The 15,491-nt window shown below is 71.0% G+C and carries 14 protein-coding genes and 1 pseudogene; all 15 read left to right on the top strand.

Features of this window, described 5'->3' with window-relative positions:
• Window positions 1-148: 148 nt before the first annotated feature.
• The 15 genes and pseudogenes from pgsA (at window position 149) to ABZT04_RS18235 (ending at window position 14,484) form a co-directional block, all read left to right on the top strand.
• Window positions 149-883: a phosphatidylinositol phosphate synthase gene (pgsA, locus tag ABZT04_RS18305; protein ID WP_356057854.1), complete on the top strand. Its 735-nt coding sequence runs from the start codon at window positions 149-151 to the stop codon at window positions 881-883.
• Window positions 880-1,791, top strand: a complete 912-nt coding sequence (locus ABZT04_RS18300) for a phosphatidylinositol mannoside acyltransferase (RefSeq protein ID WP_356057636.1) — start codon at window positions 880-882, stop codon at window positions 1,789-1,791. The genes pgsA and ABZT04_RS18300 overlap by 4 nt, the downstream gene beginning before the upstream one ends.
• Window positions 1,788-2,948: a glycosyltransferase family 4 protein gene (locus ABZT04_RS18295; protein WP_356057635.1), complete on the top strand. Its 1,161-nt coding sequence runs from the start codon at window positions 1,788-1,790 to the stop codon at window positions 2,946-2,948. The genes ABZT04_RS18300 and ABZT04_RS18295 overlap by 4 nt, the downstream gene beginning before the upstream one ends.
• A gap of 140 nt (window positions 2,949-3,088) precedes the next feature.
• Window positions 3,089-3,867, top strand: a pseudogene (locus ABZT04_RS18290) (formylglycine-generating enzyme family protein).
• 16 nt (window positions 3,868-3,883) lie between these two features.
• Window positions 3,884-4,435 carry a hypothetical protein gene (locus ABZT04_RS18285; RefSeq protein WP_356057633.1) on the top strand — a complete coding sequence of 184 codons (552 nt, stop codon included), beginning with the start codon at window positions 3,884-3,886 and terminating at the stop codon, window positions 4,433-4,435.
• Window positions 4,436-5,521: 1,086 nt separating this feature from the next.
• On the top strand, window positions 5,522-6,433 hold the full coding sequence (gene pdxS / locus ABZT04_RS18280; protein WP_356057632.1) for a pyridoxal 5'-phosphate synthase lyase subunit PdxS: 912 nt from the start codon (window positions 5,522-5,524) through the stop codon (window positions 6,431-6,433).
• Between the two features lie 6 nt (window positions 6,434-6,439).
• Window positions 6,440-7,042, top strand: coding sequence for a pyridoxal 5'-phosphate synthase glutaminase subunit PdxT (pdxT, locus tag ABZT04_RS18275; protein WP_356057631.1), 603 nt, complete (start codon window positions 6,440-6,442; stop codon window positions 7,040-7,042).
• Window positions 7,043-7,093: 51 nt separating this feature from the next.
• Window positions 7,094-7,846, top strand: a complete 753-nt coding sequence (locus ABZT04_RS18270; protein ID WP_352180401.1) for a YebC/PmpR family DNA-binding transcriptional regulator — start codon at window positions 7,094-7,096, stop codon at window positions 7,844-7,846.
• A 120-nt stretch (window positions 7,847-7,966) separates the two neighbouring features.
• Complete coding sequence (ruvC, locus tag ABZT04_RS18265; protein ID WP_355919047.1) at window positions 7,967-8,551, top strand: crossover junction endodeoxyribonuclease RuvC; 585 nt, start codon at window positions 7,967-7,969, stop codon at window positions 8,549-8,551.
• On the top strand, window positions 8,548-9,156 hold the full coding sequence (ruvA, locus tag ABZT04_RS18260; protein WP_356057630.1) for a Holliday junction branch migration protein RuvA: 609 nt from the start codon (window positions 8,548-8,550) through the stop codon (window positions 9,154-9,156). Before ruvC ends, ruvA begins: the two co-directional genes overlap by 4 nt.
• 10 nt (window positions 9,157-9,166) lie before the next feature.
• On the top strand, window positions 9,167-10,237 hold the full coding sequence (ruvB, locus tag ABZT04_RS18255; protein WP_356057629.1) for a Holliday junction branch migration DNA helicase RuvB: 1,071 nt from the start codon (window positions 9,167-9,169) through the stop codon (window positions 10,235-10,237).
• A 165-nt stretch (window positions 10,238-10,402) separates the two neighbouring features.
• Entirely contained in the window at window positions 10,403-10,909 is a 507-nt protein-coding gene (gene yajC / locus ABZT04_RS18250) for a preprotein translocase subunit YajC (RefSeq protein WP_356057628.1), read from the top strand.
• Between the two features lie 143 nt (window positions 10,910-11,052).
• Window positions 11,053-12,822, top strand: coding sequence for a protein translocase subunit SecD (gene secD, locus ABZT04_RS18245; protein ID WP_356057626.1), 1,770 nt, complete (start codon window positions 11,053-11,055; stop codon window positions 12,820-12,822).
• A 1-nt stretch (window position 12,823) separates the two neighbouring features.
• A complete protein-coding gene (gene secF, locus ABZT04_RS18240; protein WP_356057624.1) occupies window positions 12,824-13,948 on the top strand; it encodes a protein translocase subunit SecF in 1,125 nt (374 codons plus the stop codon).
• The gene (locus ABZT04_RS18235) at window positions 13,945-14,484 is read left to right on the top strand and encodes an adenine phosphoribosyltransferase (protein ID WP_356057623.1); all 540 of its coding nucleotides are present in this window, start codon (window positions 13,945-13,947) and stop codon (window positions 14,482-14,484) included. The genes secF and ABZT04_RS18235 overlap by 4 nt, the downstream gene beginning before the upstream one ends.
• Window positions 14,485-15,491: the final 1,007 nt, after the last annotated feature.

The following is a 15,491-nucleotide window of genomic DNA, read 5'->3' as shown; positions in this document are numbered from 1 at the left end:
CTTCGAGCTTTCCACTCCCGTCACGGTGCGTCCATACAGCGGACGCGATCCGGGCCCGTGGACCCCGATGGCATCGGGTCGTGCCGCGGCCACTCAAAACATCGGCACGCGGGTGCCCGGCCGTCACCCACGCGCGCGCGTGGCTACGATGGGCCAGCCGGTGGCCAGCAGGGGCCGCACGGCGACACCGACCCTCGGGAAGGCCATGCTGAACAAGTACGCGCGTGCATTCTTCACGCGTGTCCTCACGCCGTTCGCCGCGTTTCTGATCCGCCGGGGCGTCAGCCCCGACACGGTCACCCTCCTGGGTACCGCCGGAGTGGTCGCGGGCGCGCTGGTCTTCTACCCCATGGGCGAGTTCTTCTGGGGCACGGTCGTGATCACGCTGTTCGTGTTCTCGGACCTCGTCGACGGCAACATGGCCCGCCAGCTCGGCCGCTCCAGCCGCTGGGGCGCTTTCCTGGACTCCACGCTCGACCGGGTCGCCGACAGCGCGGTCTTCGGCGGCCTGGCCCTCTGGTACGCGGGCGGCGGCGACGACATCGCCCTGTGCGCCGTCTCGATCTTCTGCCTGGCCAGCGGCCAGGTGGTGTCGTACACCAAGGCGCGCGGCGAGGCGATCGGCCTGCCGGTGGCCGTCAACGGACTGGTCGAGCGGGCCGAGCGGCTGGTGATCTCCCTGGTCGCGTGCGGTCTCGCCGGGCTGCACAAGTTCGGCGTCCCGGGCATCCAGTGGCTGCTGCCGATCGCGCTGTGGATCGTCGCCGTGGGCAGCCTGGTCACGCTCATCCAGCGGGTCGTCACGGTCCGCCGTGAGTCCGCCGAGGCCGACGCGGCGGCCGCTCAGGAGGCCACGCAGCACAGCAGCGGGGCAACCCCGTGAGCAAGGCCCAGGAGCGGCTGACGGACGCGCTCTACGGCGTCGGTTGGAGCACCGTCAAGAAGCTCCCCGAGCCCGTCGCCGTCCGGCTCGGCCGCACCGTCGCCGACCTCGCCTGGAAACGGCGCGGCAAGGGTGTACGGCGGCTGGAGAGCAACTACGCGCGCGTGGTGCCCGACGCGAGCCCCGAGCGGCTCGCCGAGCTGTCGCGCGCGGGCATGCGGTCGTACCTGCGCTACTGGATGGAGTCCTTCCGGCTCCCCGCCTGGAGCCCCGAGCGCATCAAGGCGGGCTTCACCCCCAAGGACGTGCATTACCTGACCGACGGCATCGCCTCCGGCCGGGGTGTCATCCTCGCGCTCCCGCACCTGGCCAACTGGGACCTCGCCGGCGCCTGGGTCACCACCAAGCTGGAGACCCCGTTCACCACGGTCGCCGAACGCCTCAAGCCCGAGACGCTCTACGACCGGTTCGTCGCCTACCGCGAGGGCCTCGGCATGGAGGTCCTGCCGCACAGCGGCGGCACCGCCTTCGGCACGCTGGCCCGGCGGCTGCGCGACGGCGGCCTGGTCTGCCTGGTCGCCGAGCGCGATCTCTCCGCCTCCGGCGTCGAGGTGAAGTTCTTCGGCGAGGCCACCCGGATGCCCGCGGGGCCGGCCCTCCTCGCCCAGCAGACGGGCGCGCTGCTGCTCCCGGTGACGCTCTGGTACGACGACTCACCCGTCATGCAGGGGCGGGTCCATCCGCCGGTCGAGGTGCCCGAGTCAGGTGACCGGGCCGAGAAGACGTCTGTGATGACACAGGCGCTGGCAGACGCCTTCGCCACCGGCATCGCCGACCACCCGGAGGACTGGCACATGCTCCAGCGCTTGTGGCTCGCGGATCTCGATCCCACGAAGGGGCCCTCGTGAGGATCGGCATCGTCTGCCCCTACTCCTGGGACGTGCCGGGCGGCGTCCAGTTCCACATCAAGGACCTCGCCGAGTACTTCATCCGGCTCGGCCACGAGGTGTCCGTCCTCGCCCCCGCGGACGACGACACCCCGCTGCCGCCGTACGTCGTCTCGGCCGGCCGCGCGGTCCCGGTGCCGTACAACGGCTCGGTGGCCCGGCTCAACTTCGGCTTCCTGTCCGCCGCCCGGGTCCGACGCTGGCTGCACGACGGCGAGTTCGACGTCATCCACATCCACGAACCGACCTCTCCGTCGCTGGGCCTGCTGAGCTGCTGGGCGGCGCAGGGCCCGATCGTCGCCACCTTCCACACCTCCAACCCGCGCTCCCGGGCGATGATCGCCGCGTACGCGATCCTCCAGGCCGCGCTGGAGAAGATCAGCGCGCGGATCGCGGTGAGCGAGTACGCCCGCCGCACCCTCGTCGAACACCTCGGCGGGGACGCGGTGGTGATCCCGAACGGCGTCGACGTCGACTTCTTCGCCCGCGCCGAACCCAATCCCGAGTGGCAGGGCAAGACGATCGGCTTCATGGGGCGCATCGACGAGCCCCGCAAGGGACTCCCGGTGCTGATGCGCGCCCTGCCGAAGATCCTCGCCGCGCGCCCGAAGGCCAGGCTCCTGGTCGCCGGACGCGGCGACGAGGAGGAGGCCGTCGAATCGCTCCCCAAGGAGCTGCGCTCGCGCGTCGAGTTCCTCGGCATGGTCAGCGACGAGGACAAGGCCCGCTTCCTGCGCAGCATCGACCTCTACATCGCCCCGAATACCGGCGGCGAGAGCTTCGGCATCATCCTCGTCGAGGCCATGTCGGCGGGCGCCCCGGTGCTCGCCTCCGATCTGCCCGCCTTCGCGCAGGTCCTCGACCAGGGCGCGGCGGGGGAGTTGTTCGCCAACGAGGACGCGGACGCGCTCGCCGAGGCGGCCGTACGACTTCTGGGCGACCCCGAGCGGTTGGCGGAACTGCGCCGCAGCGGGAGCGCCCATGTGCGGCGGTTCGACTGGTCGACGGTCGGGGCCGACATCCTCTCCGTGTACGAGACGGTGACCGCTGGCGCGGCGGCCGTCGCCACCGACGAACGCACGGGACTGCGGGCGCGGTTCGGGCTGGCCCGGGACTGAGGGCGCCGGGCGCCGGCCCCGAGGGGGCGTGCTGCGCTCCCGCGCGCGGGGAGGTCGGTTCGCTTTTCCAACTCGGGGTGCGCGGTGGGCGATTCGCCGACGACAGCTGTGCGATCGCCCTCCCCGGCGGCGAGTTCCGGATGGGCGACGCGTTCGACGAGGGCTACCCGGAGGGTGCTGAGGGACCCGTCCGTACGGTCACCGTGGGGCTGTTCCGCATCGACGCGACCGCCGTCACCAACGCGCGCTTCGCACGCTTCGTCGAGGACACCGGATACGTCACCGAGGCGGAGCGGTACGGCAGTTCGTTCGTGTTCCACCCGCTGCTGCACGGCCGCGCGCGGGACGCCGTGTACGGCCAGGTCGAAGCGGCCCCCTGGTGGCTCGGCGTGGAAGGCGCCTCCTGGAGCGCGCCGGCGGGCCCCGGCTCGGACATCGCGGACGTCCCGACCACCCCGCCGTACACCTCTCGTACGACGACGCGCTCGCCTACTGCGCCTGGGCGGTCGCCCGGCTGCCCACCGAGGCCACCGAGGCCGAGTGGGAGTATGCGGCCCGGGGTGGCCTGGAGGGGAGGCGCTACCCCTGGGGCGACGATTTCGTGGGCGAGCGCATGCACACCTGGCAGGCCGACTTCCCCCGGGTCAGCACCCGCACCGGCGGAGCCATCGGTACGGTCCCGGTCGACGCGTACGAGCCCAATGGCTTCGGCCTGTTCAACACGTCGGGCAACGTGTGGGAGTGGTGCGCCGACCGCTTCGTACAGGGCGGGGAGGAGCGGGTGATCCGAGGCGGCTCGTACCTCTGCCACGCGTCCTACTGCCAGTGGTACCGGGTCGCCGCCCGCTCGAAGAACACGCCCGACTCGTCGACGGGGCATGGTGGTTGCCGGTGCGCGTGGGACCTGACGGGAGTGTGAGCGCGGGCGGGTAGCCTTGCCGCCCGTGACCGCAACCCTGATCTGGATCCTCGTCGCCGTCGTGGCGATCGGCCTGTACCTGAGCTGGACCGCGGGCCGGCTCGACCGGCTGCACGCCCGGATCGACGCGGCCCGCGCGGCGCTCGACGCCCAACTGCTGCGCCGCGCCTCTGTGACCCAGGAGTTGGCTACCTCCGGAGTCCTCGACCCGGCCGCCTCGATCGTCCTGTACGAGGCCGCGCACGCCGCCCGGCAGGCCGAGGAGGAGCAACGGGAGGTCGCCGAGAGCGAGTTGAGCCAGGCCCTGCGCGCCGTCTTCGCCGAGGCCCAGCAGGTCGAGGGCGTCCGCGAGGCACCCGGCGGCGAGGCGGCCGCCCGCGAACTCGCGGAGGCCGTACGCCGCGTCCCGATGGCCCGGCGCTTCCACAACGACGCGGTGGGCGCGGCCCGACGCCTGCGCGAACACCGCAAGGTCCGCTGGTTCCGCCTGGCCGGACACGCCCCCTTCCCCATGGCCTTCGAAATGGACGACGAACCACCGTCGGCGTTGGCCGACCGGCCCGCGTAGGGCCTGGTCGGCGGGGCGGGGTGCGGGAGATCGAGGGGCATCGGTCGGCGCTGGTGTCCGGTGAGTGGTGTGTGCGGCTGGGATGTGGCTTTGGCCGTCGCTGCGGTGGGTGGTGCGATGCGGGAGCCGTCGGCGGTCTGGCCGACGGGGCGGCGTAGGGCCTGTTCGGTGGGGCGGGGCGCGGCAGTCCGAGGAGCATCGGTCGGCGTCGGTGATCGGTGAGTGGTGTGTGCGGCTGGGATGTGGTGGAGGCTGTGGCTTCCGCCGTTGCCGCGGTGGGTGGTGTGATGCGGGAGTCGTCGGCGGCCTTGGCTGACCGGGCGGCGTGGGTCTGTCCGACGGAGCGGGGCGCGGGAGACCGACGGGCATCGATCAGTGCCGGTGACCGGTGAGCCGTGCGCGCGGCTGGGAGGTGGTGGAGGCTGTGGCTTCAGCCGTTGCCGCGTCGAGTGGTGTGATGCGGAAGTCGTCGGCGGCCTTGGCTGACCGGGCGGCGTCGGGCCTGTCCGGCGGGGCGGCGCGGCAGATCGAGGGGCATTGATCGGCATCGGTGTCCGGTGTGTGGTGTGTGTGGTGTGTGCGGCTGGGCTGTGGCCTCAGCCGTTGCCGCGGCGGGCGGTGCGATGCGGGAGCCATCGTCCGCCCTGGCCGACCGGGCCGCGTAGGGCCTGTCCGGCGGAGCGGAGTGGGGAAGCCGATGGGATCGACCGGCTCCGGCGGGCGGCTGCGAGGTGGAGGAGGGCCGACTTCGGGCGTTGTCGTGGGTAGCCGGCGGCTGCCGGTAGCACCGCAGGCGAGCGCGTCCAGGGCCGCGTTGGCGGCATGGTCTGCTGGCCCCCCCCCGCGCACCCACCGGCTCCGGTGAGAGCAGCGCGTGCGGCTGCGAAGCCCTGCTGTCAGGAGCCGACGACGGCACCGCAGGTCAGCGCCCAAGATCCCGCTCCCGGCATGACCCGCCGTCGAGCCCCTGGTGGCACAGCGGTTCGAAAATGATCCACCGGGTGTTCATTGGCCCTTGCTGTGGCCTGCACCTCTCACGTTTCCTCGGTACTGCAGAAACCCTCTTTCACCGAGCGAGGTCACCCCGTGTCGAGCACCCTCCCCTCCGCCCAGACTCCCGAGACCGGCACCGCGCGCGTGAAGCGCGGCATGGCCGAGCAGCTCAAGGGCGGTGTGATCATGGACGTGGTCAACGCCGAGCAGGCGAAGATCGCCGAGGACGCCGGTGCCGTGGCCGTCATGGCCCTGGAGCGGGTCCCCGCCGACATCCGCAAGGACGGTGGCGTGGCCCGGATGTCCGACCCGACGATGATCGAGGAGATCATCGAGGCGGTCTCCATCCCGGTCATGGCCAAGTCCCGCATCGGTCACTTCGTCGAGGCCCAGGTCCTGCAGTCCCTCGGCGTCGACTACATCGACGAGTCCGAGGTCCTCACCCCGGCCGACGAGGTCAACCACTCCGACAAGTGGGCCTTCACGACCCCCTTCGTCTGCGGTGCCACCAACCTGGGCGAGGCTCTGCGCCGTATCGCCGAGGGCGCCGCGATGATCCGCTCCAAGGGCGAGGCCGGCACCGGCAACGTCGTCGAGGCCGTCCGTCACCTGCGCCAGATCAAGAACGAGATCGCCAAGCTGCGCGGCTTCGACAACAACGAGCTGTACGCCGCCGCCAAGGAGCTGCGCGCCCCGTACGAGATCGTCCGCGAGGTCGCCGAGCTGGGCAAGCTCCCCGTCGTGCTGTTCTCCGCCGGCGGCGTCGCCACCCCCGCCGACGCGGCGCTGATGCGCCAGCTCGGCGCCGAGGGCGTCTTCGTCGGCTCCGGCATCTTCAAGTCCGGCGACCCGGCCAAGCGCGCCGCCGCCATCGTGAAGGCCACCACCTTCTACGACGACCCGAAGATCATCGCGGACGCGTCCCGCAACCTCGGCGAGGCCATGGTCGGCATCAACTGCGACACCCTCCCCGAGACCGAGCGCTACGCCAACCGCGGCTGGTAGTCACCGATGACCACCCCTGTCGTAGGCGTCCTGGCCCTCCAGGGCGACGTACGGGAGCACCTGGTCGCCCTGGCCGCGGCGGACGCCGTGGCCAGGCAGGTCAGGCGCCCCGAGGAACTCGCCGAGGTGGACGGCCTCGTCATACCCGGCGGCGAGTCCACCACCATCTCCAAGCTGGCCGTCCTCTTCGGAGTGATGGACCCCCTGCGCGCACGCGTGCGTGCAGGTATGCCCGTCTACGGCACCTGCGCCGGCCTGATCATGCTCGCCGACAAGATCCTCGACCCGCGCTCGGGCCAGGAGACGATCGGCGGCATCGACATGATCGTGCGCCGCAACGCCTTCGGACGCCAGAACGAATCCTTCGAAGCGGCTGTCGACGTCCGGGGCATCGAGGGCGATCCTGTGGAGGGCGTCTTCATCCGCGCCCCCTGGGTCGAGTCCGTCGGTGCCGAGACCGAGGTCCTCGCCGAACACGAGGGCCACATCGTCGCGGTCCGCCAGGGCAACGCGCTCGCCACGTCGTTCCACCCGGAACTGACCGGCGACCACCGCGTGCACTCCCTGTTCGTCGACATGGTGCGCGCGAACCTGGCTCCGGGGTCCTAGTAGGATCTCTGGGGTTCGTAAAGAGTTGGGTTACGCGAAGGAGACAGGCAGATGTCCGGCCACTCTAAATGGGCTACGACGAAGCACAAGAAGGCCGTGATCGACGCCAAGCGCGGCAAGCTCTTCGCGAAGATGATCAAGAACATCGAGGTCGCGGCCCGTACCGGTGGCGCCGATGTGTCCGGCAACCCGACGCTGTTCGACGCCATCCAGAAGGCCAAGAAGAGCTCGGTCCCGAACAAGAACATCGACTCCGCGGTCAAGCGCGGCGCCGGTCTCGAAGCCGGTGGCGCCGACTACGAGACGATCATGTACGAGGGTTACGGCCCCAACGGTGTCGCGGTGCTCATCGAGTGCCTCACCGACAACCGCAACCGCGCCGCCTCGGACGTCCGCGTCGCCATGACTCGCAACGGCGGGAACATGGCCGACCCCGGGTCCGTGTCGTACCTCTTCAACCGCAAGGGCGTCGTCGTCGTCCCCAAGGGCGAGCTGTCCGAGGACGACGTCCTGGGTGCCGTGCTCGACGCGGGCGCCGAGGAGGTCAACGACCTCGGTGAGTCCTTCGAAGTCATCTCTGAGGCCACCGACCTGGTCGCGGTCCGCACCGCCCTCCAGGACGCCGGGATCGACTACGACTCCGCCGACGCCAACTTCGTCCCGACCATGCAGGTCGAGCTGGACGAGGACGGCGCCCGCAAGATCTTCAAGCTGATCGACGCCCTGGAGGACAGCGACGACGTGCAGAACGTCTTCGCCAACTTCGACGTCAGCGACGAGGTCATGGAGAAGGTCGACGCGTAACGCCCTCGCGGGCTGAGCGGTTTCGGCGGGCCGGTGGGACACGTTCCACCGGCCCGCCGCTGTTGTCGGTGGCAGCGGATAGCCTGGCGTGAAGTCAAAGATCACCGAAGGGGGAGGCGCGTGCGGGTACTCGGGGTGGACCCCGGACTGACCCGGTGCGGTGTCGGTGTCGTCGAGGGCGTCGCGGGCCGGCCGCTGACCATGGTCGGCGTCGGTGTCGTACGGACCCCGGCGGACGCCGAGTTGGGCATGCGCCTGGTCGCCATCGAGCAGGGCATCGAGGCGTGGCTGGACGAACACCGGCCCGAATTCGTCGCCGTGGAGCGGGTGTTCAGCCAGCACAACGTACGGACGGTGATGGGCACCGCCCAGGCCAGCGCCGTAGCGATGTTGTGTGCCGCCCGGCGTGGCATCCCGGTCGCCCTGCACACCCCCAGCGAGGTCAAGGCCGCCGTCACCGGCAGCGGACGCGCCGACAAGGCGCAGGTCGGCGCCATGGTGACCCGGCTCCTCCGGCTCGACGCACCCCCCAAGCCCGCCGACGCGGCCGACGCCCTCGCGCTGGCGATCTGCCACATCTGGCGCGCCCCCGCACAGAACCGTCTCCAACAGGCCGTCGCCCAGAACCGACTTCAGCAGGCCGTCGCCCTGCACGCGGCCAAGACCCCGCAATCACCGCAAGCACCGAAAGGCCGTACCGCATGATCGCCTTCGTGAGTGGCACGGTCGCCGCGCTCGCCCCCGACACCGCAGTAGTTGAGGTCGGCGGTGTCGGCATGGCCATCCAGTGCACGCCGAACACGCTGTCCACGCTCCGTCTCGGCAAGCCGGCCAAGCTCGCCACCTCCCTCGTCGTCCGCGAGGACTCGCTCACCCTGTACGGCTTCGTGGACGACGACGAACGCCAGATCTTCGAGCTGCTCCAGACCGCGACCGGCGTCGGCCCCCGGCTCGCGCAGGCGATGCTGGCCGTGCACACCCCGGACGCGCTGCGCCGGGCGGTCGCCGCCGGTGACGAGAAGGCGCTCATGGCCGTGCCGGGCATCGGCAAGAAGGGCGCGCAGAAGCTGCTGTTGGAGTTCAAGGACCGGCTCGGCGCGCCGGTGGGGTCCGCCCCGGCGATCGGTGCCCCGGTCACCAGCGGCTGGCGCGACCAACTGCACGCCGCGCTGATCGGCCTCGGGTACGCCACCCGCGAGGCCGACGAGGCCGTGGCCGCCGTAACGCCGCAGGCCGAGGCCGCCGAAGGGGCGCCGCAGGTGGGGCAGTTGCTGAAGGCCGCCCTGCAGACCCTGAACCGCGCCCGCTAGGAGAACGTCAGTGAACTGGGACGACACCACCGACGAGACCGCCGCCGAGCGGCTGGTGGGCTCGGTCGCCGACCGCGAGGACCAGGCCGTCGAGGCCGCCCTGCGCCCGAAGGACCTCGGCGAGTTCATCGGCCAGGAGAAGGTCCGCGAACAGCTCGACCTGGTCCTGCGCGCCGCACGCGCGCGGGGCGCCACCGCCGACCACGTCCTGCTCTCCGGCGCCCCCGGCCTCGGCAAGACCACCCTGTCGATGATCATCGCGGCCGAGATGGGCGCCCCCATCCGCATCACCAGCGGCCCCGCCATCCAGCACGCCGGCGACCTCGCAGCGATCCTCTCCTCCCTCCAGGAGGGCGAGGTCCTCTTCCTCGACGAGATCCACCGCATGTCGAGGCCCGCCGAAGAAATGCTCTACATGGCGATGGAGGACTTCCGCGTCGACGTCATCGTCGGCAAGGGCCCCGGCGCCACCGCGATCCCGCTCGAACTGCCGCCGTTCACCCTGGTCGGCGCCACCACCCGCGCGGGCCTGCTGCCACCCCCGCTGCGCGACCGCTTCGGCTTCACCGCGCACATGGAGTTCTACGAACCCGTCGAACTGGAGCGCGTCATCCACCGCTCGGCGAACCTCCTCGACGTGGAGATCGACCCCGCCGGGGCCGCCGAGATCGCCGGCCGCTCCCGCGGCACGCCCCGCATCGCCAACCGGCTGCTGCGCCGGGTCCGGGACTACGCGCAGGTCAAGGCCGACGGTTTCATCACGAGGGACATCGCCGGGGCGGCCCTCAAGGTGTACGAGGTCGACGGCCGCGGCCTCGACCGGCTCGACCGCGGTGTCCTCGAAGCGCTGCTCAAGCTGTTCGGCGGCGGCCCGGTCGGCCTGTCCACGCTCGCGGTCGCCGTGGGGGAGGAGCGCGAGACCGTGGAGGAGGTCGCCGAACCCTTCCTCGTACGGGAAGGCCTGCTGGCCCGCACCCCGCGCGGACGCGTCGCCACCCCCGCCGCGTGGGCGCATCTCGGCCTCACCCCACCCCGCTCGTCAACCGGGGGAAACGGACAAGGGGACCTGTTCGGGGCGTGACGGCGGGGGCGCTGGCCGGGTCAGGAACCCCGGTGCCATGCTGAGCGTTGTTCCATCAGCGTGGACTCGCTTAGACTCCGCCGATGCCGCCCTTGTGGGCGGCGCCGACCACCCCCATCCACCAGGCCGCTCACCGCCGCGGTCGTGCGAAGGAAATTCCGTCCCGTGAATATCGTGACCCTCCTCCCGTTCATCGTGCTCATCGGGGCCATGTTCCTGATGACCCGCTCTGCCAAGCGCAAGCAGCAGGCGGCCGCGTCGATGCGTAATGACATGCAGCCCGGCACCGGCGTCCGCACGATCGGGGGCGTGTACGCGACGGTCAAGGAGGTCAACGAAGAGACGGTCCTTCTCGACGCCGGCCCGGGCGTCGAGCTTCTCTTCGCGAAGAACGCGATCGGCGCCGTCCTCAGCGACGACGAGTACAACCGCATCGTCCACGGCGTCGAGCACGACCTGAAGGACGACGCCGACATCGTCCCGGACGACGCTTCCTCCCTCACCGAGACCGCCGAGCCCGCCGCCGACTCTTCCGACGACAAGCCCATCGACCTCGGCAAGAAGGACGCGGCCGACGAGCCGGCCGACGCCACCGAGGAGCCGGCCGAGGCCGCAGAGGCAAAGTCGGACGAAGAGCCGAAGAAGACCGACGGCGACTCCGACGCGAAGTAGTTCACGTCCCGGGAGCGCGGCGCGACCCGCTCGCGCCCCGTGCACCCCGGGGGCGTGCGTCGCTCGCACGGGATCCCGACACCATGTCATGGCCGCGGCCGCGCTGACCCGGCGCGGAGCGGCCCGAGAGGGAGTACGAGAAGGTGGCAGCACCTAAGAGGGGCCGTAGCGCGAGCGCCCAGAGCAAGCCAGGGCGCTCGCTGGCCCTCATCCTGATCGCCATCGTGGCGCTCACCGGTGGCATGTTCGCATCCGGGCACACCACTCCGCGTCTCGGCATCGACCTGGCCGGCGGTACGAGCATCACCCTCCGGGCCGTCCCGGAGAAGGGCCAGGAATCCGCGATCAACAAGACCAACATGGACACCGCGGTCGACATCATGAACCGCCGTGTCAATGGTCTTGGTGTCTCGGAGGCCGAGGTCCAGACGCAGGGCACCAGGAACATCATCGTCAACATCCCCAAGGGCACGAACTCGGAGGAGGCGCGCCAGCAGGTCGGTACCACGGCCAAGCTGTACTTCCGCCCGGTCCTGGCCACCGAGGCCTCCGCCGGTGCCGCGACGGCGAGCCCGTCCCCGAGCGCGTCCAGCAGCGCCTCCAGCAGCTCGTCGAGTTCGGCCACCCCCAAGGCGACCGGTTCCTCGGCGACCCCGTCGGCCACCGCGACCTCCCAGGGCCGTGCCGCCAGCGACGCCCTGAAGGCCGGCTCCACCTCGTCCGCGAGCCCCAGCGCCACCGCCTCGGCCAGCGCCACCCCGTCGGCCACCAGCAGCAGCGCCGCCAGCGCGGCCGCCGCCAAGCTGGAGGCCCAGTACACGGCGCTCGACTGCTCCAAGAAGGCGACGCAGAACACGGCCGGCAAGGACGCCACGGCGAAGGACGCGACCGTCGCCTGCGGCAAGGTCTCCGGCGTCTGGTACAAGTACCTGCTCGGCCCCGCCGCCGTCGATGGCACGGACGTCAAGAAGGCGCAGGCCGTCTACAACACGACGTCCGCCGCGGGCTGGCAGGTCACCATGGACTTCACGAGCGGTGGCTCCAAGAAGTTCGCGGACATCACCGGCGAGCTGGCGAAGAACACCACCCCGCAGAACGAGTTCGGCATCGTCCTCGACGGCCAGGTCGTCTCCAGCCCGTTCGTCCAGTCGTCCATCACCGGCGGCAACGCGGAGATCTCCGGCAGCTTCACCCAGGAAGAGGCCCAGAGCCTCGCCAACATGCTGTCCTACGGCGCCCTGCCGCTGACCTTCAAGGAGGACAGCGTCACCACGGTGACCGCGGCCCTCGGCGGTGAGCAGCTCCACGCCGGTCTGATCGCGGGCGCGATCGGCCTCGCGCTGGTCGTCATCTACCTGCTGATCTTCTACCGGGGTCTGTCGGTCATCGCGATCCCCTCGCTGCTGGTCTCCGCGATCCTCACCTACGTGATCATGGCGCTGCTCGGCCCGGGCATCGGCTTCGCGCTGAACCTGCCCGCCGTCTGCGGTGCGATCGTCGCGATCGGTATCACCGCGGACTCGTTCATCGTGTTCTTCGAACGCATCAGGGACGAGATCCGCGAGGGCCGCTCGCTGCGCCCCGCCGTCGAGCGGGCCTGGCCCCGCGCCCGGCGCACCATCCTGGTCTCCGACTTCGTGTCGTTCCTCGCCGCCGCGGTGCTGTTCATCGTCACCGTCGGCAAGGTCCAGGGCTTCGCGTTCACCCTCGGTCTGACCACCGTGCTCGACGTGGTCGTCGTCTTCCTCTTCACCAAGCCGCTGATGACGCTCCTCGCCCGCAGGAAGTTCTTCGCGGACGGCCACAAGTGGTCCGGCATCGACCCGAAGGCACTGGGCGCCAAGCCGCCGCTGCGCCGCACCCGCCGCCCCGCCGGTTCCACCGCGGGCCCTGTCGACCCGAAGGAGGCGTGAGATGTCGAAACTCGGCAACCTCGGCGCCCGACTGCACCGTGGCGAGGTCGGGTACGACTTCGTCGGCAATCGCAAGATCTGGTACGGCATCTCGATCCTGATCACCATCACGGCCATCCTCGGCCTGACGGTGCGGGGCCTGAACATGGGCATCGAGTTCCAGGGCGGCGCCGCCTTCACCACCCCGAAGCACATGAGCGCCTCGGTGACCCAGGCCGAGAAGTACGCCGAGGACGCCTCCGGTCACGACGCGGTCGTCCAGAAGCTCGGCGACGGCAGCCTGCGCATCCAGATCGCCGGCATCGACACCGACAAGTCCGACACCATCAAGGCGAAGCTGGCGAAGGACCTCAACGTCAGCTCGGAGAACATCGCCGCGGACCTGGTCGGCCCCAGTTGGGGTGACCAGGTCGCCAACAAGGCCTGGGAAGGCCTGGCGATCTTCATGGTGCTGGTCGTGATCTACCTGGCGATCGCCTTCGAGTGGCGCATGGCCCTCGCCGCGCTCGTCGCGCTGATCCACGACATCACCATCACCATCGGGATCTACGCCCTCGTCGGCTTCGAGGTCACGCCCGGCACGGTGATCGGTCTGCTCACGATCCTCGGTTACTCGCTCTACGACACGGTCGTCGTCTTCGACAGCCTCAAGGAGCAGACCAAGGACATCACCAAGCAGACCCGCTGGACCTACAGCGACATCGCCAACCGCTCGATCAACGGCACCCTGGTGCGTTCCATCAACACCACGGTCGTCGCGCTGCTGCCGGTCGCGGGCCTGCTGTTCATCGGTGGCGGTTTCCTCGGCGCGGGTGTGCTCAACGACATCTCGCTGTCGCTGTTCGTCGGCCTCGCGGCCGGTGCGTACTCCTCGATCTTCATCGCCACGCCGCTCGTCGCCGACCTCAAGGAGGCCGAGCCGCAGATGAAGGCGCTCAAGAAGCGCGTCCTCGCCAAGCGGGCCCAGGCCGCCGCGCAGGGCACGCCGACCGAGCCCGAGGTCACCGACCGGTCGGACGACGACTACGACGACGAGCCGGAGGACGCGGCGGCGGTCGTCGGGCCGCGCACCCAGCCCGCGTCCCGCAACCGCGGCCGCGGCCGTCCCTCGGGGAAGCGCCGATGACCGACATCCAGGAGCTGCTGCTCAGCCGTATCCGTGATGTGGCCGACTACCCGGAGCCGGGCGTGATGTTCAAGGACATCACCCCGCTCCTGGCGGACCCGGCGGCCTTCACGGCCCTCACGGACGCCCTGGCCGAGATCGTCGGGAACACCGGTGCCACCAAGGTCGTCGGCCTGGAGGCCCGCGGCTTCATCCTCGGTGCCCCGGTCGCCGTCCGCGCGGGCGTCGGCTTCATCCCCGTACGCAAGGCGGGCAAGCTCCCCGGAGCGACCCTCAGCCAGGCGTACGACCTGGAGTACGGCTCCGCCGAGATCGAGGTGCACGCCGAGGACCTGAGCGCCGCAGACCGCGTCCTGGTCGTCGACGACGTCCTGGCGACGGGCGGCACCGCCGAGGCCTCCCTCCAGTTGATCCGCAGGGCGGGCGCCGAGATCGCGGGCGTCGCCGTCCTCATGGAGCTGGGTTTCCTGGGCGGCCGCGCCCGCCTCGAACCGACCCTCGAAGGCGCCCCTTTGGAGGCACTGCTCAAGCTCTGAGCAGACCAGCAGACGATCACGACGAACGGCCGTCCCGGCCCCACCGGGACGGCCGTTCGCGTATCGACGGCCCGGTGCGAACGCCCGCGCGGGACGGCTGCGCGGAACGCGAGCGCATCTCAAGGGCCCGGGGGAACTGGGCGGGTCGTCGGCGCATCGTGGTCCTTGGTGGCGGGCCGTGCCGGTGTCGGCGGTCCGCGTCGGCATCTGTTGCAGCGGAGGGGGGTCCGTCCGGCGGGCGGCGCTGTTGGCGGGTCTTTGCCTCGTGATCCGCGGGGGACACCCGCGGGCGGGTCGTTGGCGCCTCGTGGACCTTGTGGTGTCGGCCGTCCCAGTGCGTCGGTGTCCGCTGCCCATGCCGGTACCTGTGTACCGGTACGGGAGTCCGCCCGACGGGTGGCGCGGTCGGCGGGCCGTCCGTCTCGCGACCCGCAGGGACCCGCGGCGGCCTGCGCCATCTCGGGCCCTGTGGCAGCGGCTGTGCCGGTGTCCGCGGCCTGTGCCGGAAGCCGTGTAAAGGCGCGGGAGTCCGCCTGGCTCGTGGCGCCCCCAGAGGGCCGCTGCCTCGCCAGCGACTCGCCCGCGGGCGAGTCGCTGGCGCATCACGGACGGTATGACCTCGGCCGTCCTGGTGCGCCGGTGTCCGCGACCTGCGCCAGCAGCCCTACCCCGGTGCGGGAGTCCGCCCGGCGGGCGGTGCGGTCGGCAGGTCTCTGCTTCGTTACCCGCAGGCCGCCCGCAGGCGGATCACCGGCGCATCGCGCACCTTGTGGTGTCGGCCGTCCCAGTGCGTCGGTGTCCGCTCCCCGCGTCGGCAGCCGTAGACCGGGGTCCGCCCGGGGCGTAGCACTGTCGGCAGGCCCCCGCCTCGTTACCCGCAGGCCGCCCGCAGGCGGATCACCGGCGCATCGCGCACCTTGTGGTGTCGGCCGTCCCAGCGCGTCGGTGTCCGCTCCCCGCGTCGGCAGCCGTAGACCGGGGTCCGCCCGGGGCGTGGCACTGTCGGC

It is taken from the genome of Streptomyces sp. NPDC005492 (genome assembly GCF_040605995.1).
GTDB lineage: Bacteria > Actinomycetota > Actinomycetes > Streptomycetales > Streptomycetaceae > Streptomyces.
Note: the sequence above shows the minus strand (reverse complement) of the source record. Positions and strands in the feature narration are given on the sequence as shown.

What these genes read in the sequence shown, in the direction of transcription:
- ruvA (WP_356057630.1), top strand. Translation starts at nt 8,548, where the DNA reads ATGATCGCCTTCGTGAGTGGCACGGTCGCCGCGCTCGCCCCCGACACC.
- secF (WP_356057624.1), top strand. Translation starts at nt 12,824, where the DNA reads ATGTCGAAACTCGGCAACCTCGGCGCCCGACTGCACCGTGGCGAGGTC.
- pgsA (WP_356057854.1), top strand. Translation starts at nt 149, where the DNA reads ATGGGCCAGCCGGTGGCCAGCAGGGGCCGCACGGCGACACCGACCCTC.
- ABZT04_RS18270 (WP_352180401.1), top strand. Translation starts at nt 7,094, where the DNA reads ATGTCCGGCCACTCTAAATGGGCTACGACGAAGCACAAGAAGGCCGTG.
- pdxT (WP_356057631.1), top strand. Translation starts at nt 6,440, where the DNA reads ATGACCACCCCTGTCGTAGGCGTCCTGGCCCTCCAGGGCGACGTACGG.
- ABZT04_RS18235 (WP_356057623.1), top strand. Translation starts at nt 13,945, where the DNA reads ATGACCGACATCCAGGAGCTGCTGCTCAGCCGTATCCGTGATGTGGCC.